Below are 25,935 nucleotides of genomic sequence, written 5' to 3'. Positions count from 1 at the left end.
ACAGGTAAAACACCTGCAATAAAGTCAATCAAAATTTACAACAATGAAAAAGGTACTATTTATTATCCTCATCGCTTTTACTTCTTTTAATATGCAGGCACAGAAAAATATTGAAAAAGAAGCGCCATTTAGTAATCAGATTATAGATGTTGATTTAGATTTCGCATCTTCTATTGAAATTACAACATGGGATCAACCTACAATTCAGGTTAAAGCTGTTATTAAAACCCAGGATCCCAAATACACCGAGCTCTTTGATATTAAATTTAAAGATGATAATCATACGTTATTCATAACTTCTAATTCTAAAGATGTTTTTAAAGCATACCAGGATGATCATGATTTACCGGATATAGGAGTTATCTACTCCCAGGGTTTAGATCACCAATTCAATTATCAATTAATGGTTCCAAAAGATGTAAAACTTAACATATCCAGTATTACCGGTGATATTAGTTCTGATTATGTAAACGGGGAAATCAGTGTAGATTTAGTAAGCGGAAATATTCAAATTGAAGAGTTTGATGGTAATTTAAATTTAGACACTGTGAATGGCAGGATTGAATTGCCAGGAAATGACTCTTCTATGGTTGCTAAAACTGTAGTTGGTAAAATTCAAACTACACCAGAATTAGCAGTTGTTCGTAAAGAGAAGTTTATAGGGCAGGAGATATCATTAAAAAATGAAAACGCTCAAAATTCTATGCGTTTGAATACTGTAAATGGGTATATAGTAATAAATTAAAGTCTGAGAAGGAACCCTCGAAATAACCAAAATCAGAATAATAAACCCATAGAGTCCCTTAGCGCACTACGTAAGAGAGTGTAATCTCAAGTCTAGACAGAGTTGAGCTAACACTCCCCTACGTAAAGAAACCATTTAAATTTCTTCACTAGGAAACACACCAACCAACACTTAGAATTCTCACCTTTTCTGTCTTACCTCTGAGTAAAATCATTCCAAGATCCTCAGTCGTCATTCTCCTATTTTCTCCAACTCTTTCTATTAGGCAATCGGAAACAATGAAATCTTTGTTGTATTCATTACATACACCCTGTATTCGGGCAGCGGTATTTAAGGTGTCTCCATGGTAAGCAATGTCCTTTTTTATTTCTCCTATTTCCACTGCTGTTACTTTTCCCATATGCAAGCCAGCTTTAAACTCGGGAATAAATCCATAGGTTTTCGTGTAATATGTTCTCCTATCCCGAAACTTATCTTGACAGGCAAAGTAAAACCTGATACAGAAGTGGTTTTTTAAACCTTCACTGGCTGGCCACATCACTACAATTTCATCACCGACGTACTGGTAAACCTGTGCACGAAAGGGGAATAAAATTTCATTAATATCTCCATAACAATCTCTGATGAATGCGCTATATCTTAGATGACCTAATCTTTCCGCCGTGGTGGTTGATGATTTTAAATCCATAAACATAAAAATCCGCTCTTCCTCCCTTGGATTTCTATACCTTCCTAAGAGCAATGGAACAAGTACCCCCGGGCCATATTTCCTGTTTACCTGATTAATGAAACTGATAATTAGAGTCATAAAAAAATAATAGATAAGCAGTAGATATATTAAGTATCTCCATGATCCTTCATTGAATATAAGGCCCGGTATGTAAAATAAGGAAGCCGTAGATGAATTGAAAAGTAGAATTTGTAAGAGCCATAAAAGTATTGTAAGTAGTATCAATGATCCACCTGCTTTAAATACTATTATTTCACCCAGCGGTAACTTCCCGAAAGAGCTTCTATCTAGATAATAACCACTCAACCCCAGACTTATCCCATAAAAAATTCCAGAGATTATAGCTATAAGCAGGATCGATTCGAATTTTACAGCAATAGATGTATTGAGCGACTGGTCAATAATTCGCTGCTGTAAGTTCAAGATTATGACCAAAAGTACATTAGCCATGATCCAAAAATTAACCTGAGTACCCACATAAGTTAATAGTGGAAATCTTGCGGTGTAGCGCTGGGCTAATGTGGTATATTCGAATTTTGGCATTTTTCGGAAAAATATCTTGTCAATCCTGATGATATGGACGGTAACTTTACGGTGCATTTTTATTCCCGGTCATCAAACTATTTGCAGGAGCATTAGATGGTAAAAGGTTTTCCTGCATCAGATTTTTAGGAGAATATCCAAAATGTTTTTTAAAGGCGAAGGAAAAGTGTGAAAGGTTCTCAAAACCACTTTCATAACATACCTCTACCGGTTTTCTCTTTTTTTGTGTAAGCTGGTAATGTGCTAATTCCAATCGCTTTCGGGTAAGCCAGCGTCGCGGTGTAGTATCAAATGTTTTCTTAAAGTCCCTTTTGAAGGTGGTTAAACTTCTTCCGGTTAAATACGCATATTTATGTATAGGCATATTAAACATGTAATTTTTTTCCATAAAACTGATTAACTCTACTTTATGGGGATCATCAAAATTATCTAATACACGGTCAATTTTATTATCAATAGCACGAAGAATGCTAATAGCTTCCACAATTTTGAGAGATGCCAAATTCACAGGAAACGGCTCTTTCATTTCAAAGTAGGGTATTAAGGAAGCAAGGCAGCTTTCCAGTAAAGGATGATTGGAGAAGCTTCGGATTTTTGGATCAGATATCGCGTGGTGCTTAGATGTTGTGCCGGCATAAAAACTTCTCAATATCTTAGTGGTAAGAAGCATAACCACTGTTTTATGAGGTAAACCATCTTTGGGGTAGTTAATTATGGTGGCCGGAATATTTCTTGGAATCAGAAAAATATCTCCGGTTTTGAAATGATGGGTTGCATCGGCCTGAATGATTTTTGTCTCTCCCGAAATAAACCATATGAGCATATGCTGATCAAAGACTATATCAGATTTAAAAAAACTATCCTCATAGCACGAAAGCTTTATCTCAGGCGTCAGATATTTTGATGTGTGTTCCATTTTTCAATACGATTGAAGAAATATAAAATTGACGAGATATTTTTAAGAACTTATGCTTTGACCATTCTAAATATAGTTATTTCAAAAGGGATAACCTGCAAACAAATTTCATAATAACATTCCTGCTATACTTTTAAAGTATCCCTCTCCTTCTATAATAGTGGTAGGAGGAGAGGATTTATTAATACCAGGGAATGTAATTATAATCCCCGGCACACCATCGAAAAAAATAGCACCGCAAAAACATCTCTATGCGAATAAGCGAATAATGTCCTCAACTGGTTATTGACCCTTAAACATTCAATTCGCATCAAAAGAAATTCCGGTCATTTTCTCACTTAAGGTCCATAATTGTCTTGCATTAGCTTTGTCTAATGAATACGGCTTTACACCACCTGAAGGGGAGGAATCAACAGCCAGGTTAGCTATGTCCACGTCTTCACAATAAACTCCACCCAAAAACTCAAGCATTGGACTAGTGGCACACCAAACAGTAGTGGCGGCGCCCTGAGCTATGGTTTTTAAATTTGCCGCAACTTCTGGCAGGATATTGCCCTGATCATCACAAAAACCCATTTTCTGAAATAATTCTAAAGAAGCTTCCCGGCCTAGTTCGGTTCCCGCAATAGATCCAGGATGTACCGAAAAACTCCTAACATTAGTTTTTTTTCCTCGCTTGTCCAATTCAACTGAAAACAGGTTAGTGGCAGTTTTTGACTGTCCATATGCCTGTAATGTTTCATATTCGCGTTGCGTAAAATTAGGATCCTCGAAACAGAAGGGAGCAAATTGATGTCCCTGAGAAGATAAATTGATAACTCTTGCTCCATGGGCTTTTTTGAGTGCAGGCCATAATTTCGCGGTGAGATGGAACTGTGCTAGATAGTTTGTAGCCAATTGAGACTCAAATCCCCGGTTGTCTCTGCGTAAAGGCACCCACATAATGCCGGCATTATTAACGAGCAAATGAAGAGATCTGCCAGTTGCGAGAAACTTTTCAGCAAATGCGTCGATAGAGTCAGGTTCCATCAAATCCATTTTTTCTATTTCCACATTTAAAACTCCTGCCAGGTTTTTCTTTGCTTTGTCAACGTCTCTGGCAGGAACAATCACCTTTGTCCCTGCAGATGCCAGTATTTTTGTAGTTTCCAATCCGATACCGGTGTTACCGCCAGTTACGATAGCAATTTTTCCTGTAAGGTCGATATCCTTAATGACATCACTTGCTCTTGATGATTTATTAAAACCAGATCCAACTGGTTTTTGTATTGCGCCTCGATAATTGTCTTTTTTCATTTTACTGATTTTTTGTTTAATACAAATCTAATCCGCATCTAATCGCATAACTTTGTTTAAAAGACCTAATCTTCTTTGTTTAAAAGGTCAATTAAGTTGATTAATCAATTTTGAATTATCTTATATGTACGGATGTTATTGCGTCATAAAATGATATGGCGTAGCTCCGGAAAAGGAAATTTTAAAGGGCAAATACTGAAAGATTTTTCATTTCCCGGATTGCTGAACAGAATCCTTTTCATTTCGCCTTAAAGAAAGTTTAAAGAGTTTCACGACAAACCGAATGAAAACTTGAATACTTGCATTAACTCTCATAATAGAGCGGTGACAATTAGATAATTTTGAGTCTACATATTAATAATGTTTCTGTATTGGAGAATAATTCTGCAAACCTTTCACCACTTCCTTCCACTTCACAAAAGTTCCATTGCAGAAAAAGAGGTTCATTACAATTGTCTTGGACACGAGCCCAAAAGCTATGAAGTACAAGTGGTAGATAAAATGATAGGATAAGCTTTTTGCCTCAAGTCCGCTTGATAGTCACTAAACTCACCGATCAGGATTTCAGAACTTCTTTAAATGCTTCTTACCACATCTTACCTTTTGCTGCCAAGGAACAAGCTTTTAAATTAACCGGAGTGCATAAACCGCTGCGCTATTTATAACTCCTCTTTAATTTCAAAGCCTGAAGATTAAGATCATCAAAAGGTAATGGCGCTGGAAGAAGTAAATGAAAATGACATGACTTCTTATTTATCCTGAGCTACAGTCGTCTTAATACTGAAAAATAAAAGAAAAATGCTCCAGATGAAAAAAGTAAATGATTTTAAATACGACCTTATTCTGCAGTCGCATAGAATCTCAGAAATAAATTTTTTCCCGCATTTCTCGATTTTCAATAAGTTTTATTTGTTGCCGTCAGCAGCCATACTGCTTCTCAAATTATTCATATCCTCGCTCAATTTTCATCTAAAATTTTTGAGTAATGTTGAGTGATTTTTATTGATCTATGCCCAAGCATTTTACTAACACTTTCAATAGGAACACCATTTAAAAGGGTAACAGTGGTGGCAAATGTATGTCTGGCAACATGCAATGTTAGTTTCTTTCTAATCTCGCATACATCGGCAATTTCTTTAAAATAACTATGGTTTTTTGATTTGATAACACCGGTAACAAGGTGCTTTTAGGGTTTTCGAAGTTTTTATACTTTTTAATAAGCTCTTCCAGAATTGTCAACAGGAATGCTACTAAGTGATTAGGTTTTTGTTCTCTTATACTTTAACCATTGTGAGCCCTCAATTCCTTTAATAATATTCTGAGAAGTGAGCTTGGCAATATCAGAATAAGCACATCCAGTATAATACGAGAATAGAAAAGCATCTCTCACTTGTTCCATTCTGGGGATAGTGAAGCTTTTTCCCATTATTCTAATGATTTCTTCTTTAGACAAAAATTCCCGGTCAATTACCTTGCGTTTTAGTTTTAAATTATAAAATGGATCCTTCTCCAGCCAACCATTGGCTACAGCAATCCTATCAATTTTTTTTAATAGGCTAAATATTTTAAAGCTGAATTGTGAGCGAGGTTGAGTTCAGTTTTGAGATAGTAAATAAAACTATTAATGAACTTAGAGTCAATATCTTTTACCCGAAAATCATCTGATTTATAATTCGATGAAATAATATCATTTAGGTGCTTTTTGGTTGTATTGTAGCGCTGCAGTGTTCTAAAGGAATAATCTTTTCCAGCCAGTTTTTGCATTCTTGAATTATGATCTTCAAAATTTTTAGAATTTTATGGTCATCTATGTTTTTCCCAAAAAACTCGTCTTTAATTTTTACTGCTGTTATCTCGTTATCATTTTCTCTTAATCTCTGATAAACCTCATACACCTTATTCTTTATAATATCAAGATTTCTATTTACTTGCTTAGCCTCAGCTGAAGAACCATTTATTTTGTTAGCTTTCGCATTCCATTTTGAAAGAAAAACTTTTCGCATTGTACGGGCTTCAGCTCGTTTTCCTTCGTAAGTGATTCTAAGGTAACTGTGGTGTGAGTAGCATTTTTATCCTTACTCTTTCTTACATAAAACAATACTGACATTAAATCTTGCATCCTTTTTAGCTTTTAAATTGAAATAAATTTAGCTGAAATAAATATATTACCAAAGCCGTAAACACTTATTTAATAGGCCTTTGTATGTAATTCGGGCGCACTTATTTTCATTCTTTAAGTGTTACCGAATTAGACACCTTTTAGATGTAATTAAATGATATTATTTGATATTGTAGAAAGAAAAACCCCGTAAACAGTGAGTTTTACGGAGTTTTGGTGTTATTTGAAGTACTTAAAAAGTACTCGAGGCGGGAACTGAACCAAGAAAACAAAGGAAAACAAAATGTAATTAAAGAGTAAGTATATCAACGGTTTAGGGCTTAATTAGATTAGGTTGTTTTCTCTTACTTTCCTTTTTTTGTATTATCTTTGTTACTCGTTTGTTACTATAAGCAATGTCAGTCCAACTCAGAGAGAAGAAAATAAAGAATGGTAAAAGTTTCTATCTGGATATTTACCAGAACGGGAAACGAACCTATAAATTTCTTGGGATTAAAGTTATTACCAAAGGTCCGAAGAAAGATACCCCATTAAATCGAAGGGAAAAAACCCGCATTGCTGAAGAGAGAGCTGCCCAGGAACAAATAAAACTGATCAGCAAGGGTACCAGTTATACCCCGGAATATTTGAGAGAGGTCAGTTTTGAGGATTTCTCAAATGATTTTCTAGATAAATACACCAAACGCGACCATAGGATAGTACAGGCGGCCGTCAAGATGTTTAAGAAAATGATTGATGCTAGAAGCTTATACGTTTCTGATATCACACCGGAACTCATGGAGCGTTACAGAGACTTTCTTCTTGCTTCTGAGGATCTATCAGGAGAAACACCGCACAATTACTTCACTCGATTTAAAAAGCTACTGAGAAGCGCTAAGATTAAAGGTTTGCTTTCTGAAATGCCGACGATTGACATTATTTTCAAGAATCCAAATAAGGAAGACAACCTGAGAAAAGAGATTCTTGAAATTGATGAATTGCGCATACTATCCAAAACCCATTGCGGGAACCCGGAAGTAAAGAAAGCATTCTTGTTTTGTTGCTATACTGGATTAGGATTAGCAGAGGTCAATGATTTAAAGTGGGGTGAAATTAAAAAGGATCGACTGGTAACAAAAAGGAAGAAAACAGGATCCACAATAAACAATCAGTTGAGCCCCGCAACCCTTCGTCTTTTAGGGGAGCCAGGGGAAAAGGAGGAGAATGTTTTCGATATTAACAAGATCAGTCATAATGCTGTTAATAAAAATCTGAAACACTGGCTGAAGCGGGCTGATATCGATAAGAAAATTACTTTCTATTGTGCCCGGCACAGCTTCGCTTGTTTGTTGCTGATGAATGGAGCTAATTTAAAGAGCGTAGCGGATGCGATGGGCCATGCTTCAACAAAGACCACTTTAAAGTATTTAAATCATGTGGAGCGGCTTAAAGATGAGGCTATTAATAACCTTCCAGAAATTGAGATATGAAATACAATGACACATATTTTCCCAAGACATCAATGTTCAAGAAGGAAATACTTGAGAGAGGGGAAGAGTATTTTAGATTAAGATATAACATAATCGATGTTACCGATTTCATAAATCTTTCTTTCCAAGATGAATATTCTTACTACTTAAAGAATAAAGAATATTTTGCCGGATGCGCGCTAAAAACTTATAAGGGTCTCTATAATTCTCGATTGAAAACATTCGAGGAAAACTACCCTTATGCTGATGAGTTTGATTTTATTAGAAAGGAACTGACGATCATCAAAAGAATAGGTTTTCACGAAGAATATTATAATTTCTTTAATGATTTATACAGAAAACCTTATAAATACAACTTTCGTTTGTCCAGTGAACTAACGAGGGAATTTTTATTTTCAAAAGTACTTAAGGACTTAGGAGGCAGCTTAGAGCTTGGGGAAAAATATTATGAAATTTATCTTTTACCCGACACTGCAGACGAGTTAAAAGAGACCGCTTTCTGGAACTTCCTACCTAAGCGACCAAAAACAGATGATGAATCCATCCAAGATGAAAACGTTAACAGCCGGAAGTCGAATAATATAAACCTCTCAGCATTGGAGACTGCTTATCTTGCTCATTATTTCGTAGAATCAAAGGAATATAAATTTATAAATGGTACTCCTGGAAAAGGAGACTGGGAGCATTTCTCGAACATTACCAGCGGCGCAAGCTCAACCAATATACGTAAATACTACAGTGAGAATCTTAAGCCAGTTAATAGACTTAAGCCGTCCAGAATCGCAAAGATAAAAAAGGTCATTTCTTACCTAAAAGCCCACTTTCCCAATTACCAAAGATCGCTTCAGGAAGCTGAGCAAGAGCTTCAAGTAATGCAGCAAGAACTGTATTAATCAATTATTTCACCTTTCCTCAAAATACGGTAACTACCCACGGGTTACCCACGTTGTTTTTCTTTTCTTTTCCCTGCCTAATTTCGAACTGTTATTAATCATTAATAGCGGCTTTTCGCAAAGTCATTGACTATTTGTAAACAGTTCGACATGAATAAAGAATCTAAAAAACTCGCTAAGGATCTCTACTTTTTAAAACCTGTTCTAAGTTTTGAAGAAGCTTGTGAGTACACAGGACTTTCAAAATCTTGGATGTATAAACTCACTCACAGAGGAGATATCCCGCACTATAAACCAGACGGGAAAAAGATCTATTTTAAAACTACAGAGATTGAAAACTGGCTATTGCGCAATAAGGTTTCTTCCAATGCGGAGATAAAAAGCAAAGCCGCTATTCACTCATTGGCATAAAAAAAACCCGTCAATAAGGTTCCTCAGACCTATGACGGGTTTTAAAATATTGTCTCACCACAAAACAATAACGGCATGACAAATATACCTAAATTTGACTTAACGGCTGAGAATAATCTTCAAATCTCGCCCGTATGAGCCATTCAATTTTCGACTACAACAGAGCATGGTTCAATCATGCGTTTGATAATCCAGATAAGGTAAAACCTGTTCACCATGCTATTTATTATTTCGCCTTAGAGCATAATAATAGATTAGGCTGGAAAGATAAGTTTGGCTTTCCATCTTCTTTAGCGATGGAAGGGGCCGGTATTAAATCTTACAATACCTACATCAAAGCTTTCAGGGAAATTCTACAGTGGAAATTCTTTATCCTTTATAAAAAAAGTGAAAATCAGTATCAGGCAAACATTATTGGTCTATCAAAATTTGACAGATCACTAAACGAATCACTTGATAAATCACTGATGAATCACAGTACAGAACACTGTAGTAGCACTGAACAGATCACTGATAGTATAATAATACAACAGACAGATAAACAAAAAGACCAAAAAACAACTAGAGGTTTCTCGCCCCCGTCAGTTGATGAGGTTTATAATTATATGTCTGAAAAAGGTTTAAAAGATCAACAAGCTGACAAAGAATCAGAAAAGTTTATTAACCACTATGAATCCAAAGGCTGGAAAGTAGGAAAATCAAAGATGAAAAAATGGGAAGCTGCAGCAAGCGGATGGCTTACCAGAATGCAGAATTTTAATAACTCACCACAAAAATCACAACAAAATGGAAACACCTCAAGAATTAACCGTCAGACACCAGCAGTTGTCGGAGAAAATCTCGATAGCTCAGGATACGACTTTAACTGAAATCGAATTTTTAAGAAGGTCCAGAAACCTTCTTAAAATCAGAGATATGAATTTATCTGATGCGCATGAAAAGAAAAAATTTCAAGATGGATTAGCAGTAATTTTAACTAAAGTGGCAAATCTCACGGGACTTAAGGATCCAATCCACCCGATTAACAAAAGGGATATTGCTCAAATGATTGTCACGCTTTATAAAACGCTATCTCTTGAAGAAATTGATTATGCCTTCAGGATTGATCGATACGGTTACCATGGAGAGCCTACAAAGCATTATCAGCTGTTCAATGCTGAATTTGTTACTACGGTTCTGATAAAATACGAAAAATGGAAGCGTACAACCCTCAGAAGTTGTCCTCCTACTCGCTTTGAAGATAAGCACCAGGCAAAGAAGGTTCTTGTTAATAAGTGCTTTAAAGAATATCGAGAAACAGGAAAACTTTTCAGGAGCTGGACAAAATCACAGATTTATGAAGCTTATTGGTACATGTACTCAAGAGGATTTCTTCCCTCTCATACCGAACTTTTCAAGGAAAAGTATAGAAGAAAAGTGGTAAAAAGAATGTACAAAGCAGCTGAAGAAATGGGTGTTTTTGCAAAGCGAAGAAGAATTTACAAGCTTAAAGGTATCCAGATAGGAGAAAAGTTAGACAGCTACTTGTGTATTTATATGACCGTTGAAACCTTTTTCAGAAAGCTTATTGCCCAGGAAAAAGAAATGCAGGACCTACTATGAGAAGCATTCAGTACATATCAAACCGAGTGAACTGCGAAGAAAGATTGCAAGTTTTAGGCGATGCTGTTCTTTCCCTGGCTAAGATTTCGGATAAGTTTCTGAGAAGGGCAAATGCTGAAGAGGTGCCAGATGAAGCCGCGCTGAGGTTAATTAATTACCTGCTATCCTTTGAATCCTTCCAGGAGCTTGAATCGTACTGGTTCTATTACTATGATCCTAAGAACCTGGGAGAATGGGAAATAATATTGGATCATGTTTACCGGAGAAGTATAACCGCTAAACACCTGATGAATTGATTATGGGAAAATGGAAAAGAACAAAACTTTCAGGTTACAATCCTAAAAAGGAAAATAATATCCAGGGCAAAAAGAAAAAAAGCCAATGGAAAAAAGAAGCGAAGGACTTCCTGCAGGAACATAACAGCCGGTTCTTTTAAGGTTTTGTAACGGTCAATCGAGAGAATGAAATTTCAACAACAAGGATAAGACTAGGATAAGGGTTCAAGACTTGCAAAATGAGGCTAAAGAGCGCTAAAAACAGCAAGAAATGAAATCAAATTTCGGTATAACACCACAAACAGAGACCCGGATCATGGAAAAATCAAAAGAGAAGATCCGCAATAAAGGAAGAGTGGAAGGAACTCTGAAGCTTATTAAGTTCCTGAATGATTATAGGACTATTGCAGAGTGTGCAAATCATGTTGATATCCATAGGAAAAGCGTTCACCGGTACTTTAACCTATTAACCCAGCTGGGATTTGAAATAGAAATTTTGGTCAAATACCGGCACAAGTATAGGATCATAAACCTTAAAGAATATTTTCAAGATGGTAACGAAATGTAAGACTTTCCGCAAGTCACTACGCGCGTACATGAAAGGAATATTCCACTATCTGTTCGCGCGGGTAAAATGGCTAAATGTTAATTTACGGAAAATGGTCTGCAAGATGTGTATTTGTAATGACAATTTGCCAATTGTCAAATACGGCCTTGCCAGCTTTGCTGGAGAAAATAGAGAATGAAGAGGGAATGTTTAACTGCAAAATAAATAAGAAAAATAGGAGAGCGTGACCGACATGTTACTATTATCCATAAGAAGCCAGTGAAAACAGAGGTAGTACATTCTCAGTGTAGGAATCCAACCCCCTTTTTCTAGGTTGGGAGTCGAACCTGCACTCTTAAAACGAACCACCAAAAATTAAAGACATGAGAACAGCAATTTTAATTAGCCAATATAAAAGAAATAAAACAAACAGATTACATAAAACTTATTTTGAGTTAAAAGGATAAGTTCATCTTGGTTTTATAAATATCAATCAATGCGAGACTCAAAAATTTTAATTGGACTACTAATCACTTTGGGAAACACTTATGACCAACACAAGGGGAAGAACTTTACGGTGCTTTATAATACGCATTATTCTGATCTCAAAAACAAAATTAAAAACAATTCTTATCTTTGGTCAATAACCCAAGGAAATATTCTTGGTTTCTCTGTAAACTAAGAAGTAAAAATAAAAACTAAATAATATAATTCTTTAAAATAAAAACTATAGAATAAAAAATATTTAAAATAAAATATTCTTAAGCGTTTAGCTTTTGATTTTGGTCTTAAAAAATCGCCAAGTTTTTATGCACACCAATATCAAGGCAAGGCGCCCACGTTCTGCGTGGGCTGCTCTTGTTTGGTGTGCGGGTGTTTGGCGATACCTTTAAGACCGACTTGTGGCAGTTCCACGCTTTTTTATGCTTGGACTTCAAGATCAAAGGCTGAATTTAACCTTTAAAATTAAGCCTATGAATCACTTACAAACATTCAATTACAGTTATGAGAAATTAGAAATTTTAAAAATCCTTGCAAAATTCCCAGAGGATGCCCAAAAGGCTTATGAGCTGATATTGGCCGGACTCAATGAATATGAAATTCCCAGAATCCAGAATATTCTTATTCAATTCATCAAAGACGGGATATGGGATTTTGAGGAAACTGAAGAGGGAAAGATGCATTCCGATTTTAAAATTGATTTTCACGATTATATTCTCAACTATCCTAACCCAATTCCTGAAAATATAAGATCCGGAATAGACACGAATTCTATTCTTGAAAAACTACCCTGTTCAAATCTTAACCTTTTCGAGATTAATTATATCAGCGCACTTTTGAAAAAAGATGCTGTTTCTCAATTTTAACCTTAACTAATTTTATTATGAAAAAAATTATTTATTTTTTACCTGCCTTGCTATTCTTCTTTTCATGTAGCAGTGATTCTTCAGATGATCTTCCAGGAGAAGAAGAAGCTAAAACCAGTAAATTTACCGTTGAATTTCTACAATCAGGCGATACAGATAAATTCGAACAAGAAATTTCTTTTGCCGGATCTCCTGTAGGGTGGGAAAATACTGAAACCGGTGCCGAAGTTGATCCAGAACTATCAAATTCAGAAGGTCAACATTTTTCCAGCTCATTTTCATATAGCACTGAAGACCCTACCACTAATATCCGCGTTATATATCAAGCTATTCCTTTTGACCTGGAAGAAGAACTTTCCCTTGATGTTACTTTTAAAATATATAAAAATGGAGAGTTAATTGACACAAAAGAAATTTCCATCAATAATGATATCATTAAAACTCATTATTTTGATTGGTTATATTTTGCAGATGAACAATATATGTAACCACAATATTATTCTAATTTAAAATCCAGACACTCGCAGGAGAGCCCCTGCGATGTTTTCACCTATGACTTTCCCTCAGGAAGTCAGCATTTTAAGGAATGATTTACCGGAATGCCCCTAGATTCAAATTAAACCCTCAAATCATTGATGGGTTTTTTTTATATCAAAAAATGAGATATTAACATTTTTTAACTACTTTAGTTTTATATCCCTACAATGAACCGTATAAAAGAAGTCCTGGAAGAGAAAGGAATTACACAAACCTTGCTAGCCGAAAAATTGGGTAAAAGTTATAATATGGTAAATAGCTATGCCCAAAACCGGCAACAACCCAGGTTGGAAGTTCTTGCTGATATATCAAAAATCCTGGATGTTGATATTAAAGAATTAATAGTCAGTACAAAAACAAGTCCCCTGGAGAATTAATGAATTTAGCGAAACAGATACAAAAAGGAGAGAGTAAAACACTGGAGCTTAAAGAAAAGCTTCCTAAAAATACCAACATTGCTAAAACAGTACTTGCGTTCTCCAATACAGCAGGTGGTAAACTGATTATTGGGGTAAATGATAAACGTGAAATTGTGGGTATAGAAGATATTGCTCTTTTTGAAATACAGGATAAAATTGCTTCCATAATCTCAGATCAATGTTCCCCCAATATTATACCGGAAATTTACAGCGTAAACATTGAAAATAAACTTGTTCTGGTTATTGAAGTGGTTCGGGGAAATCTAAAACCATATTTCCTGAAAAACCAGGGAAAAGCCAATGGAACATATATAAGGATTGGTGCTACTAACAGGTTGGCAGACCTGGAGAATATAAATGAATTGGAACGTCAGAAACGGCATATCAGTTTTGATGAAGAAATTTGTTATGAAACTACTTTTGAAGATTTAGATACTTCCCCTTTGTTTGATCAATTTGATAAAATCGGTAGGCCTCTAAACCCGGAAAAGCTACAAAATCTTAAACTAGTTAAGTCTGAAAATAACATCCTTTACCCCACTAATTCCCTAATGATTTTACTGGGCAAATTTCCTCATTGTATGGTAAAATGTGCCCGGTTTAAAGGAAAAACAATGGATGTATTCATTGATAAAAAAGAATACACCGGAGATATTTTTTCTATCCTGGAAAACACGCAGCATTTTATTCTGAACCATATCAATCTCGGAGCAGAAATAAACGGACTTTATCGTAAAGAAGCTTATGAAATTCCAGAAGTTGCTATTCGTGAAGCTTTGGTTAATGCAATAATCCACCGCGATTATATAAATCGTGGGCGCGATATTAAAGTTGGTGTATATGATGATGTGGTTAATATTGTTTCTCCAGGAAGTTTACCTAGTAATATTACCATTGAGGATATCTTCAATGGGCGTAGTGAAAGCCGAAACCGGGTTATAGCCAACATTTTTAAAGAGCTGGGGCTTATCGAACAATGGGGAAGCGGCATTAACCGTATTATTAATTCCTGCAAAGAGTATGGTTTACCTGCTCCTAAAATAAATGAAAAGAATGATTTTATGGATATTGAAATCATTCGTTCGCAGGATAATTTGCAAACGATAAAAGCCGAAGTTCAACCGATTGCGACCGATTACGACCGATTACGACCGATTGCGACCGATTACGACCGATTATCGGAAGAAGAAAAACAATTACTACTATACCTACTGGACCATCAGCAAATAGTCAGGAAAGAAGCTGTTCACTTATTAAAATTGGGAGAAACAAAAATTAAAGAGGTATTTAAAGACTTACTGGATAAGGAACTAATTGAACGTAAAGGTAAGGGAAGAGCTACTTTTTACACACTAACCAACAGCTAAGAAATTCAAATTATAAATATACTACTACATAATTAATGGCATTATTTCAAACTTCGGTACTTAAATCATACCTCGCACAACTTGATGATTCAGCTGTAGAAAAAGCATTTAAAAAGTATCAAAAATACTTCTGGAATACTTCTATTCAGGAAAATATTAAAAAGGCAAAAGAAGAACAATACCAGGCAACTTTCTTAAATGAATTGTTTGTCAATATTTTAGGTTATACCCTATTCCCTAATCCAGATTCGAATCTTACGACTGAATTTAAAAATGAAAAAAATGCTCGTAAGGCAGATGGTGCAATCCTAAAAGAAGATTCAGCAATTGGTGTAATTGAGTTGAAGGGAACTAATACTAAAGATCTCGAAAGTATAAGAAAGCAGGCTTTTGATTATAAAGCTAACAATAACGAATGTGTGTATGTGGTCACCTCAAATTTTGAAAAGCTTCGCTTTTACATTAAGGATGCTACTGAATTTGAAGAGTTCGATCTATTTTCTCTTACCAAAGAAAAATTCAATCTCCTATATCTATGTTTACAAAAGGATAAGGTTCTAAATAATATTCCTTTAAAAGTCAAAGAAGCTTCTATTGCTGAAGAAGAGGAAATCACTAAAAAATTCTATAAAGATTATTCACTATTCAAGCGTGAGTTATATCGAGATCTTATCAAAAACAACTCAAAAACTGTAAAGAATAAACTTTCCCAAATTGAGAATATAGAAGACCACGAAGATGTCCTCCGACTTGAAAAAAATGTAAGGAAAACTTTATTTAAAAAATCTCAGAAATTAATTGATCGATTCTTATTCATCTTTTTCGCTGAAGACAGAATGCTATTACCTTCAAATTCTACTCGCCAAATTTTAAATAAATGGAAGGACGACTGGGATTTTGGTGATGAGCGACCTTTATATGACCTTTTTAAGCAGTATTTCAATTTTTTGGATGGAGGGCGCAAGGGGACGGAGAAACGTGCAGAAATCTATGCCTACAATGGTGGTTTATTCAAGACAGACTATATTCTTGATGCTTTAGAGATAGATAATGATTTGCTCTATAAACACACTCTCAATCTATCAAATTATGATTTTGAAAGTCAGGTGGATGTCAACATATTAGGTCACATATTCGAGAATTCGCTGAATGAGATAGAAAGTATAAATGCAGAGATTGAAGGTGGCGATTTTGATAAGCAATCCACCAAACGTAAAAAAGACGGTGTATTCTATACTCCCAAATATATAACTAAATACATTGTAGAAAATACAATAGGTAAGCTCTGTAACGAGAAGAAAAAGGAGTTAGGGTTTGATGAAGAGCAATATTTCAAAGGACGTAAAAACCGTAACAAATCAACCATCGAAAAGCTGGTTCAAATTCTTGACAACTATCGTGATTGGTTATTACAAATAACTATTTGTGATCCTGCCTGTGGTTCTGGAGCATTCTTAAACCAAGCACTTGACTTTTTAATAAAGGAACATAAATACATTGATGAACTAAAAGCAAAAGTTCTGGGAGGGGGTTTACAGTTTCCGGACATTGAGAATACTATATTGGAAAACAACATTTACGGAGTAGATCTGAACGAGGAAAGTGTTGAAATTGCAAAGCTATCCTTGTGGCTGCGAACTGCTCAACCACGTAGAAAACTTAACGATTTAAGCAGCAATATCAAATGCGGTAATAGCCTTATAGAAAATAAGGCCTTGGCCGGTAATAAAGCGTTTACGTGGGATCAAGAGTTTACTGATATATTTGAAAAGGGTGGTTTTGATGTCGTGATTGGTAACCCTCCATATGTAAGAGCAGAGCTGTTGTCTGATTTTATCCCCTATTTTGAAAAGAATTATAAGGTATTTCATCCAGCTAGTGATTTATTCGCTTACTTCTACGAGTTAGGTTCAAACCTTATTAATGAAAATGGTTTAATGGGTTACATATCAAATACATTTGATAAAACTACAGCTGGTAATGTTCTAAGAAATTATTTGAATACAGAAACACGATTCCAGGAATATATTGATTTTACAGAAGTGCAAATATTTGATGGAGCAACTACCTATCCCGTAATTATAATACTCGATAAAAAAGATTCAAAAAGCAACAAGTTTAAATATATTAAAATCCCAAAATCATCTCAAAACAGCGTAGTAAATATTGAAGTTCACCAAAGTATCGATGTATTACAGGAGAGCCTTAATGTAAGCTCATGGTCTTTTCTATCTGCTGAGAAGGGTAAATTATTTAGAAAATTAGCTTCTCTTAAAACCGTAAAAGAAATATTTGGGAAGTCTTATAGAGGCCTTATAACCGGCCTTAATGAGGCATTTATAATTCAAGAAGATATTTGTAATAAAAATCATATAAAACCAATATTTGAAGGTAAAGAAATAAAAAAATGGAGTACTCAAGAGGCAACCCAAAATCTTATACTGTTCGAGAGTAAATGGACTAATGAAGTATATCCAAATTTGGAAACTGAAGATGATAAATTAAAGTCTTTAAAAAATGATTATCCCAAAATCTTCAAAAACTTAACACCTTTTATTGAACCTGCAAAAAAAAGGTATGACAAAGGGGATTACTGGTGGGAATTGAGAAATTGTGCTTATTATGATTTGTTTGAAATGCCTAAAATTATCTTTCCAAATCTTCAAAATTCTAATAAGTTCTGTTTAGATACAAAAGGCACTTATGTAAATGCACCTGCTGTATTCCTCCCTTCTGATAACCGCACGCTTTTATGTGTTCTTAACTCCAAAGTAGTGTGGGAGTTTCTGAAATCTATATGTGTCGTAAGAAGCGGTGGGTATATTGAAGTGAAACCTCAATATTTTGAGCAAATTCCAATTCCTGAATTTAAAAATGAAGAATATTTTACTGAAGCTACTGATAAGATTATGAGTAATGTCAATGACCTTCAAATATTAAAAAATAGGTTTCAAAACTATTTTAAAAGTGTATTGCATCTCAACAGGCTTCAGAGAAAACTTGAAAATTGGAATGATTTAGATTTTTCAACATTCATTAAAGAACTGAACAAAGCAATAAAATCGGCCAATAAAATTAGAACCAAGGAAAACCTTGATCCTATAACTACACTTACTAAAAAAGATGAGTTTGAATGGATGGAACTCTTTGAAGAGAATAAGAAAAAAGCGCAAGACCTGCAAGCTCACATTTACAACACTGAACATGAGATTGACCAGATGGTTTATGGTTTGTATGGGTTGACGGAAGAGGAAATTAAAATTGTTGAAGCATCATAGGTAATCTAAGATATGTATTTAAAAAACTTAAAACTTTGGAATTTTAGAAAATATGGAAATTTAGCTCCATTTAATTTGGCAGAACCAAACCTTGATTTAGATTTTTCTAAGGGAGTAAATGTGCTCATTGGTCAAAATGATTCTGGAAAAACAGCAATTATAGATGCTATCAAATTGGTTCTTAAAACTCATAGCTACGATTGGTTAAAAATTGCAAATGACGATTTTTATATGGAATCTGATAGGCTAAGGATAGAGCTTATTCTTGTAGATTTAGATCCAGAGGAAGCTAAACATTTTACTGAATGGCTGGGCTGGGACAAAAAGGTAGGTGAAGAAGCAAAGTGCTTTTTACGTTTGATTTATGATGTAAGAAGAAATATAGCGGATAACAGAATATTCCCATCCGACGTAAAAGCAGGAGTTGATCCAGTTGGTTATCAACTAACTGCGGAAGCAAGAGAGTTTATAAAAACAACATATTTAAAACCTCTTAGAAATGCCCAATCAGAACTTGTACCTCGAATAAACTCAAGACTTACTCAAATTCTTCAAGAACACGAAGCGTTTAGAGGAAGAAACAATGATCACCTGTTAGTAGGCCTCTTTAATGATTTCAACATCTCGGTCGAAAAATATTTTTTAGGTTTTGCAAACAACGGTGTGCCATTGCCGTCTGTCGAGCAAAAGGGAAAGGAATTGAAGAAAGAGATAGACGGCTATATTAGATCTTTTTACGATGAAAAAAAGGAGTCGTTATTTGGGGTTAAAGGTAATAATCTTAAAAATATTTTGGAGAAACTAGAACTGTCTATAAAGGACGAGATTAATCCAGGTCTTGGAACTCTAAATCGGTTATTTATGGCCTCAGAATTATTACACTTACGTAAGAAAAACTGGACAGGCATAAGACTTGGTTTGATAGAAGAATTAGAGGCTCACCTCCATCCACAGGCGCAAATGCAAATTATTGAAGCGCTACAGGAAGACACAGAGATTCAACTGGTACTAACAACGCACAGTCCTAATCTTGGTTCTAAGATAAAGTTAGAAAACCTTATTTTATGTAGTAATAATTATGCCTTTCCTATGGGTAAAGAGTATACCCAATTAGATAATGGAGATTATGAATTCTTGGAACGATTTCTAGATGCTACCAAAGCTAATCTATTTTTTGCTAAAGGTGTAATTATGGTCGAAGGATGGTCTGAAGAAATATTATTACCAGCAATAGCGCAAAGATTAAAAGAGCAAAATATAATTCAAAAGAATTTAACAGAGGCGGGAGTCTCTATAGTAAATGTGGCGAGTACTGCATTTCAGCGTTATGCTAAAGTTTATTTAAGGAAGAAAAACCTCCGAAATAAAATTGAAATTCCTGTCGCTGTTATTACAGATGTTGACATTAGAGCTTTCCAGGAAACAATAATGACTGGTGAAGATGGTAAGCCTCATAAGGTATATACAAAAAAGGATATGAGCAGTGTAGAAACAGAATCAATTGCAGAAATTACTAAGTTGAAAGCTAAGTTTGATAAAGACAATGTGAAATCTTTTATAGCTAGACATTGGACATTAGAATATGCCTTATTAAAATCACCATCGCTCAAAACTATATTTATAGAAGCACTTATGGAAGTACACCAAAAAATAGAGCCTAATAATATTGAAGCAGAATTAGGGAAAAAACTAATAAATAAAACACTATACAAAACTGAGTTAGCATATAAAGTGGCATCAAAAATTGAGAAACAAACGGTATGTGCGATTGCAGAAGACGATGCTGGTATAAAATATTTAGTAGATGCTATAAAGTATGTCTGCAATGATTGAAGTAACTCCAGATGACATAGCATATACAGAATCCTTATTGTTAAAATCAGGGCAGACTTTTGATCAAGAGCGTTTAAATTTTATAAAAAATTTTAAAACTTTAGATTTACAAGCAGTTCCAGGCAGCGGAAAAACAACTGCTTTACTAGCAAAATTGTTGATTTTAGAAAGACATTTACCTCTTGAAAAAAATAGAGGAATTCTAATCTTGTCTCATACAAATGCTGCCATTGATGAAATTAAAAATAAAATAGGACATCATTGCCCTATGCTATTTTCTCACCCTAATTTTGTTGGAACAATACAAAGTTTTACCGATGTTTTTTTAGCAATACCTGCATATGTAACCAAGTATAAACAAAGGCCAGTACGAATAGATGATGAAATATATAACGAGACAATAGGTCGAATTTTTTATTATAATAAAACAGGTTTTGACACTCAAGAAAAGAAAAATGCTATTTATTATAATACAAATTTCAATGTACTTTTCTCTATAAGATTTGTACTTGAAGATGGTTTATTTCGACTTGCTAAGTCCATATCTGGGGATCCTCTAGTAATAAAAACACCTACACCAAGAAAAGAAAAATTCAATAAAAATGAACTTGATAGAATAGCCGATTGGTTATATAAAACAAAATTAAAAGTTTTAGAAGCAGGGGTTTTATGCTATGATGATGCCTACTTACTTGCTGATCTAATCTTAACTGAAATACCTTCATACAAAAATCTTATCCAAAATAGGTTTAAGTATGTTTTTGTAGACGAAATGCAAGATATGGAGAAGCATCAGTTTGATTTGTTAGAAAGAATCTTTGCTAGCGAAAATAGTATTTCTTTTTATCAGAGGTTAGGTGATGTAAACCAATCTATATACTCAAAATCTTTAGATGTAAATGAAATATGGAATCAGCGCTCAGAAAAAGTATTTATCAATGGAAGTCATAGACTAAGTGCTCCTATTGCTAAAATCGTTGAAAAGTTTTCACTGACTTCAACTCAAGTTGAAGGTAGAATGACAGATACTAATGGTAACCAATTAACCATAAAGCCTAAATTAATCTGTTACGATATTGAAAGAAAAACCGATGTGATTCCAGTATTTTCTGATCTAATTAAAGAATTAATAGATGATGGTCTAATCATAGCCAACGAGGATAATAAATATGAGGCAATAGGGTGGAGAAAACATCACAATGATGTCAATAAGATTTGTATATCTGATTACTGGGAAAATTTCAAAACAAACGGTAAGTCAAAAAAAATTGACTACGACACTTTAGAAGATTATTTAAAGTTTATTGAAAATAGGAGTTATACACTAGGTCCGTACCGTAAGTCTATACTTAATGCACTCAATAAGATATTATACTTAGAAGGTATAAGAGACGAGTACTCCAGAGTTTTTACAATTTCTAAATTAATTAAGTATTTTAAAGATTTAGATAATGAAGAGTATGACTCTCTAAAACTTAAATTATATAATTGGTGTCTTGGACTTAAAACGGGCGAAATAAGTCTAGTACTAAAAGAAATAAGGGCATATGTACCAGAATTTCTTAACAGCTTCGATAGGCAACTTAAGTTCTCGGAAGAATTTATTAATGAATCATCAACAAATATTGACGTTGAAATTCCTGATGAAGATACACAGTTCTTTGAAAAAAATGGTTTTCGTGTTAATGTAAGTTCTATTCATTCTGTAAAAGGTCAAACCCATACTGCAACGTTATATTTAGAAACCTTTTTTAGCAGAGGAGCTGGAAGCTATGAATCAGAACGTTTACGAAATCAAATATTAGGAACACCTATAAGAGAGTATCTAAATAATTATAAAGGAGGAAGCGTTGAGAAAATAATTCAATCTGCAAGAATGGCTTACGTGGGTTTTTCAAGACCTACTCACCTTCTATGTTTTGCTATTGATAATTCCCGGGCTGAACTATTCTTAAAAGAAATAAATGAAAATGACTGGGATGTCATTCAAATTAAAAAACAGAGGAAGCAATAAGTTAGATTATATAAATAGTGTGGTGTGACATATTTAGAGAAATACGTTAAGGAAAGAGGCGGTATTCTATCAGGAGAGCTAGCTCGATATATAGAGAAGAAACAAGGAATATCCAACGATGCTGCTCGTAAACGTGTGCAAAGGCTTAAGAGTCCTATTCATAAAATAAGTGGGTTGTTTTCAGATAATAAAGTTTTTATTTATCACTCAGATAATTACCAAACTCGAGACTATTTCGACGATTTAGTTAAAGCGTTTAAAACAGATGGAAAACGCTGCTACTCAATTATAAACGGACTAAAATATCATCACGGATTAGTTCCCGTTGATGAATTGGCGAATTATTCTATGAGCCCAGTGAACTTAGTAAAGGGGCATATGAAATTTTCATCAGTTATTGAATTGATGAAAAAGCATAACTTAATTCATGAAACAAGAAACGGAGAATTTGGCCTAAATATTTCAATAGCGGAACATCTAAGTCCAAACATTAGATACATAAAAGGTGTACAGTTATCTAAAAGTTTAGTAATACAGCAATTTGAAACATGGAGTAAAAATATAGGACTAGTTTCATTTAAAAAGAGTAAGAACAATAATGTGGTGGGAAATTTCCAATTTGCATTTACAGCGCCCACTTATATTGATGGATTAGTTGGTTACATTGGTAAAACAAAAAAACCTGGATTTCTTGTAGCTGACATTCTTATAGGTAATATTACAAATGAAGATACTGTAAGTTTTTTTTTAAAAAAAATAGCCTCTATAAAGGCTTCTAATCCCACTTTAAAACTATTACCCGTTTTATTGGTTGACGGTATAACAGCAGAGGGTCTAAATAGCTTAAAGAGCAGAGGAGTCTTAGTTGCTTCCATAAAAGAATTATTTGGTAAAGATTATAGCGATTTATTGAAAAATTTGATCAATACTGTGACTAATGCTGGAGCAATTCTAAAAACAGAGCCAGAAAAGTATTTGCAGTTGATGAAGAAACTAACAAAACTTATTGACGGTAAGACTAATAACCTAAGGGGTGATTTATTTGAATTAGCTGTAGGTTTTTACTTTAGTAAATACTCCCAATCTCTTGATATAGGCAAAAGAATTCCTGTAACAGACTCCAATAGAACAAGAGAAATAGATGTATTAGCAAAGAGTGAAAACGAAATTTGTATAATTGAGTGTAAGGGGTATAATTACCCAGTAGATATAGGCTTTGTAGAAATTTATTTGTCAGAGAAAATAAAGGAGATTAGAGGTTGGTTAGCTATTGCTCATCCTGAGCAAAGGCATCGGTTTGAGATATGGAGCACCGGCGGATTTACAAAAGAGGCAATAGTTCTATTAGAAGCAACTAAAAAAAAGGTTCGAAAGTTTGATTTTGATTACTTAGACCAAAACGATATAAAAGAGAAAGCCAATAAATTGAATTCTGAAAAATTCAAAGAAATACTTCGAGATTATTATTTCAAGGAGATAACTTAGTTTAAATACACATCATTTGAACCTAATACAGTGGTAGTCGAAATTGTGTAATTCTAAACTCATTATTTTTAAAGTGGCGGTCGGAATTCGTCCGAATCATATTCCCGGCACTTGCTTAGATCAACTTCAAAATCTCGCATTAATCCTTTTACCATAACCGGGTCAACTCCTAAATCTGCCAGGTGCTGCCGGATCCTGTTTTCAATATGAGATTTGACTTGTGAACGATCCATACCCATATGTTCTTTCCTGGTGTATTTATTATTCTGGGAATCATATACAGCGGAGCACAGAATAAGGTCTACATAGGTAGATCCTGGTTGATTCCCTTGCCTTCTACCCATAAAGTAATAATCGAAAGTTACTCCGTGGTGCGGGTTCTGAATTTCTTCTTCAGGTGGCTGATCATATTTAGTGTACATCTATCCGAATTATTCTTCACGCAATTTAACTCCGCAAAGCTTTTTATTTTCATTGGCCAAGTATGATTTCCCTCTTTGGCATTTGTACAGATAAATTCTATATTTTGGAGAAAACAGAATTATATTTTTGATTAACTAGAATATATAATTTAAAATATATTTTTTATAAAAGAGGTTGAAGATTTTAAAAACAAATAGATCCTACGAGTTTACTTTTCACTTTTTAACTAAATTAAATTTCAGTTAAAATTGTTTTCTATTTCCTTAGAATTCAAATGTTAATTTACGGATTTTACTCTGCAAGATGTGTATTCGTCCGTACAAATTTTGAAAAATTTTACGATCGATTGCAGACTTGCCGGCAAGGCCGGAGAAAATTTACTCACAACTCGTAATTATTTTAAAAGATGGAAGAGAAGAAAAGGAGAAAAAAGCTATACCAAACATACAATCGGCTAAAGCGGAAAATAAATCATTGGATCTTTCAAATATTGACAACCTGGCAAAAATATCAGCTAATAATTCGGTAATAAAACTTTATAAAAATGGCTTAGAAAAAGCTCTACTATCACTGGAAAAAACCCAAGATCAAAAAGCAGTAGCATTAGGAAAATATGAAAATCAGGATGACAATGTCGTTCTGGTTAAAAAGGTAGTGACTACATTTTCTTTTTGTAATCCCAAATTAAATACCAGGCAGGAACGAACTGAAACCTTTGTGCTTTCTAAAGATGGCTCAAAGGTTTTAGGAGTGGTATCTTAGATTTTTAGAGTAGAAGTTAAAAGTATAAAGTAAGTGTTATTAATACTTATTTACCGCAGCATTTACAAACATCGTTCATAAGGGGACCTAGACTTTTGTTGAAAATTTCTCTGGCTTCCTTTTTTTTAGAATAATCCGCACCTTCAAATTCTGATATCATTTCTCTAAATTCTTTTCTCTCTTGTATTCCTAGTTCTATATATCCTCTAAAAACATTAGCTAATTGGTCATCCATGATAAAATATTCTTTGTATTAAATTTCTTGTAAAATTACCACATATCTGACAACTCGTAGACTGCATTGATAAGGGAGTTTCTCTACAAGCAACACATTCTCTTTGAAATTCCCTCAACCCACTTCTCATACCTCTTCTTAACTCTCTATCTTTAAGTCCATATTTACTATCTTGCTGCATCCTTAAGGAATATTTAGTTTCAAGGATGTCATAAAGCTTTTGATGCTCATATGAATCTTTCGGAGGGTTTATTGCTATTTTTTTAAAACTTTCAGACAACGAATTATAATCATTAGTAGCTTCAAGAGAATAAGATAAATAGTCACTCCAGTTGTTAACTAAAGCAAAAGCCGATATACCTAGTTGAAGGGTGATCACTGGGATGGTAATAGATAAAGCAATATCAAGAATGCTGGAATTGTATCCGTAACCCATCGCAATTCCCCCAATCATTAAGGGTATTATTATACCCAACCATGTTAAACTCCGAATCCATTTTTTATAAAATTCAGCTCGCTGACTAAAGATATATGCCTTCCCGAAGGACTGTAAAGCTTTATTCCAAGATTCTTTTCTTAAAATTTCTTCATTCATAATTTGTTAGTAATGCTAGTTTCGCAGAGCACTGGATGAACAATTGTCCCTCCAAATTACGAAATTAAGATTTA

27 protein-coding genes are annotated in these 25,935 nt (G+C 34.3%); 18 read left to right on the top strand and 9 right to left on the bottom strand.

Features of this window, described 5'->3' with window-relative positions:
* Positions 1-43: 43 nt before the first annotated feature.
* A complete protein-coding gene (locus B5X53_RS00705) occupies positions 44-745 on the top strand; it encodes a DUF4097 family beta strand repeat-containing protein (RefSeq protein WP_079711306.1) in 702 nt (233 codons plus the stop codon).
* A 148-nt stretch (positions 746-893) separates the two neighbouring features.
* Here the strand turns inward: B5X53_RS00705 and B5X53_RS00700 are convergent, their stop codons facing one another.
* The 6 genes from B5X53_RS00700 to B5X53_RS00680 form a co-directional block, all read right to left on the bottom strand.
* Positions 894-2,018 carry an adenylate/guanylate cyclase domain-containing protein gene (locus B5X53_RS00700; RefSeq protein ID WP_157822062.1) on the bottom strand — a complete coding sequence of 375 codons (1,125 nt, stop codon included), beginning with the start codon at positions 2,016-2,018 and terminating at the stop codon, positions 894-896.
* Between the two features lie 46 nt (positions 2,019-2,064).
* On the bottom strand, positions 2,065-2,934 hold the full coding sequence (locus B5X53_RS00695; RefSeq protein WP_079711304.1) for a helix-turn-helix domain-containing protein: 870 nt from the start codon (positions 2,932-2,934) through the stop codon (positions 2,065-2,067).
* 300 nt (positions 2,935-3,234) lie between these two features.
* On the bottom strand, positions 3,235-4,230 hold the full coding sequence (locus B5X53_RS00690) for an SDR family NAD(P)-dependent oxidoreductase (RefSeq protein WP_079711303.1): 996 nt from the start codon (positions 4,228-4,230) through the stop codon (positions 3,235-3,237).
* A 958-nt stretch (positions 4,231-5,188) separates the two neighbouring features.
* Positions 5,189-5,326 carry a tyrosine-type recombinase/integrase gene (locus B5X53_RS19250; RefSeq protein WP_232764003.1) on the bottom strand — a complete coding sequence of 46 codons (138 nt, stop codon included), beginning with the start codon at positions 5,324-5,326 and terminating at the stop codon, positions 5,189-5,191.
* A gap of 452 nt (positions 5,327-5,778) precedes the next feature.
* A complete protein-coding gene (locus B5X53_RS18825; RefSeq protein WP_143533226.1) occupies positions 5,779-5,994 on the bottom strand; it encodes a phage integrase SAM-like domain-containing protein in 216 nt (71 codons plus the stop codon).
* The gene (locus B5X53_RS00680; RefSeq protein WP_079711302.1) at positions 5,922-6,233 is read right to left on the bottom strand and encodes a hypothetical protein; all 312 of its coding nucleotides are present in this window, start codon (positions 6,231-6,233) and stop codon (positions 5,922-5,924) included. The genes B5X53_RS18825 and B5X53_RS00680 overlap by 73 nt, the downstream gene beginning before the upstream one ends.
* A 511-nt stretch (positions 6,234-6,744) precedes the next feature.
* Between B5X53_RS00680 and B5X53_RS00675 the strand changes: the two genes are divergently transcribed.
* The 16 genes from B5X53_RS00675 to B5X53_RS00605 all read left to right on the top strand — a co-directional run bounded on the left by B5X53_RS00675 (position 6,745) and on the right by B5X53_RS00605 (position 23,846).
* Complete coding sequence (locus B5X53_RS00675) at positions 6,745-7,818, top strand: site-specific integrase (RefSeq protein ID WP_079711301.1); 1,074 nt, start codon at positions 6,745-6,747, stop codon at positions 7,816-7,818.
* A complete protein-coding gene (locus tag B5X53_RS00670; RefSeq protein WP_101023007.1) occupies positions 7,815-8,711 on the top strand; it encodes a hypothetical protein in 897 nt (298 codons plus the stop codon). Before B5X53_RS00675 ends, B5X53_RS00670 begins: the two co-directional genes overlap by 4 nt.
* A 150-nt stretch (positions 8,712-8,861) precedes the next feature.
* Positions 8,862-9,122 (top strand): helix-turn-helix domain-containing protein, encoded by a 261-nt coding sequence (locus B5X53_RS00665; protein ID WP_079711299.1) that lies wholly within the window; start codon positions 8,862-8,864, stop codon positions 9,120-9,122.
* Between the two features lie 134 nt (positions 9,123-9,256).
* Positions 9,257-9,991, top strand: a complete 735-nt coding sequence (locus B5X53_RS00660) for a hypothetical protein (protein ID WP_079711298.1) — start codon at positions 9,257-9,259, stop codon at positions 9,989-9,991.
* Entirely contained in the window at positions 9,909-10,724 is an 816-nt protein-coding gene (locus B5X53_RS00655) for a hypothetical protein (protein WP_143533225.1), read from the top strand. The genes B5X53_RS00660 and B5X53_RS00655 overlap by 83 nt, the downstream gene beginning before the upstream one ends.
* Positions 10,721-11,020: a hypothetical protein gene (locus B5X53_RS00650; RefSeq protein WP_079711296.1), complete on the top strand. Its 300-nt coding sequence runs from the start codon at positions 10,721-10,723 to the stop codon at positions 11,018-11,020. Before B5X53_RS00655 ends, B5X53_RS00650 begins: the two co-directional genes overlap by 4 nt.
* A 2-nt stretch (positions 11,021-11,022) precedes the next feature.
* Positions 11,023-11,160, top strand: a complete 138-nt coding sequence (locus tag B5X53_RS18970; RefSeq protein WP_157822065.1) for a hypothetical protein — start codon at positions 11,023-11,025, stop codon at positions 11,158-11,160.
* A 110-nt stretch (positions 11,161-11,270) separates the two neighbouring features.
* Positions 11,271-11,567, top strand: a complete 297-nt coding sequence (locus tag B5X53_RS00645) for a helix-turn-helix domain-containing protein (protein ID WP_101023008.1) — start codon at positions 11,271-11,273, stop codon at positions 11,565-11,567.
* 953 nt (positions 11,568-12,520) lie between these two features.
* Positions 12,521-12,913, top strand: coding sequence for a hypothetical protein (locus B5X53_RS00640; RefSeq protein WP_143533224.1), 393 nt, complete (start codon positions 12,521-12,523; stop codon positions 12,911-12,913).
* Positions 12,914-12,930: 17 nt separating this feature from the next.
* Positions 12,931-13,401: a beta-barrel fold lipoprotein gene (locus B5X53_RS00635; RefSeq protein ID WP_079711293.1), complete on the top strand. Its 471-nt coding sequence runs from the start codon at positions 12,931-12,933 to the stop codon at positions 13,399-13,401.
* A 216-nt stretch (positions 13,402-13,617) separates the two neighbouring features.
* Positions 13,618-13,827 carry a helix-turn-helix domain-containing protein gene (locus tag B5X53_RS00630; RefSeq protein ID WP_079711292.1) on the top strand — a complete coding sequence of 70 codons (210 nt, stop codon included), beginning with the start codon at positions 13,618-13,620 and terminating at the stop codon, positions 13,825-13,827.
* On the top strand, positions 13,827-15,236 hold the full coding sequence (locus B5X53_RS00625) for an RNA-binding domain-containing protein (RefSeq protein ID WP_079711291.1): 1,410 nt from the start codon (positions 13,827-13,829) through the stop codon (positions 15,234-15,236). The genes B5X53_RS00630 and B5X53_RS00625 overlap by 1 nt, the downstream gene beginning before the upstream one ends.
* A gap of 35 nt (positions 15,237-15,271) precedes the next feature.
* Positions 15,272-18,514 carry an Eco57I restriction-modification methylase domain-containing protein gene (locus tag B5X53_RS00620; RefSeq protein ID WP_079711290.1) on the top strand — a complete coding sequence of 1,081 codons (3,243 nt, stop codon included), beginning with the start codon at positions 15,272-15,274 and terminating at the stop codon, positions 18,512-18,514.
* Positions 18,515-18,526: 12 nt separating this feature from the next.
* Positions 18,527-20,347 carry an ATP-dependent nuclease gene (locus tag B5X53_RS00615; protein ID WP_079711289.1) on the top strand — a complete coding sequence of 607 codons (1,821 nt, stop codon included), beginning with the start codon at positions 18,527-18,529 and terminating at the stop codon, positions 20,345-20,347.
* Complete coding sequence (locus B5X53_RS00610) at positions 20,340-22,361, top strand: UvrD-helicase domain-containing protein (RefSeq protein WP_157822066.1); 2,022 nt, start codon at positions 20,340-20,342, stop codon at positions 22,359-22,361. The genes B5X53_RS00615 and B5X53_RS00610 overlap by 8 nt, the downstream gene beginning before the upstream one ends.
* A gap of 24 nt (positions 22,362-22,385) precedes the next feature.
* Positions 22,386-23,846 (top strand): hypothetical protein, encoded by a 1,461-nt coding sequence (locus B5X53_RS00605; RefSeq protein ID WP_079711287.1) that lies wholly within the window; start codon positions 22,386-22,388, stop codon positions 23,844-23,846.
* Between the two features lie 68 nt (positions 23,847-23,914).
* Here the strand turns inward: B5X53_RS00605 and B5X53_RS00600 are convergent, their stop codons facing one another.
* Positions 23,915-24,268, bottom strand: a complete 354-nt coding sequence (locus tag B5X53_RS00600; protein ID WP_079711286.1) for a hypothetical protein — start codon at positions 24,266-24,268, stop codon at positions 23,915-23,917.
* A gap of 355 nt (positions 24,269-24,623) precedes the next feature.
* Here B5X53_RS00600 and B5X53_RS00595 point away from each other — a divergent pair, with 355 nt between their 5' ends.
* On the top strand, positions 24,624-25,031 hold the full coding sequence (locus tag B5X53_RS00595; protein ID WP_079711285.1) for a hypothetical protein: 408 nt from the start codon (positions 24,624-24,626) through the stop codon (positions 25,029-25,031).
* Positions 25,032-25,077: 46 nt separating this feature from the next.
* On the opposite strand, the gene B5X53_RS00590 is transcribed toward B5X53_RS00595, so the two are convergent.
* Positions 25,078-25,266, bottom strand: a complete 189-nt coding sequence (locus tag B5X53_RS00590) for a hypothetical protein (protein ID WP_079711284.1) — start codon at positions 25,264-25,266, stop codon at positions 25,078-25,080.
* Entirely contained in the window at positions 25,259-25,861 is a 603-nt protein-coding gene (locus B5X53_RS00585; protein ID WP_079711283.1) for a mobilome CxxCx(11)CxxC protein, read from the bottom strand. Before B5X53_RS00585 ends, B5X53_RS00590 begins: the two co-directional genes overlap by 8 nt.
* Between the last annotated feature and the right edge of the window lie 74 nt (positions 25,862-25,935).

It is taken from the genome of Salegentibacter salinarum (assembly GCF_900168115.1).
GTDB classification, from domain to species: Bacteria; Bacteroidota; Bacteroidia; order Flavobacteriales; family Flavobacteriaceae; genus Salegentibacter; species Salegentibacter salinarum.
The sequence above is the reverse complement of the archived record's forward strand: the minus strand, read 5'-3'. Positions and strand labels throughout refer to the sequence as shown.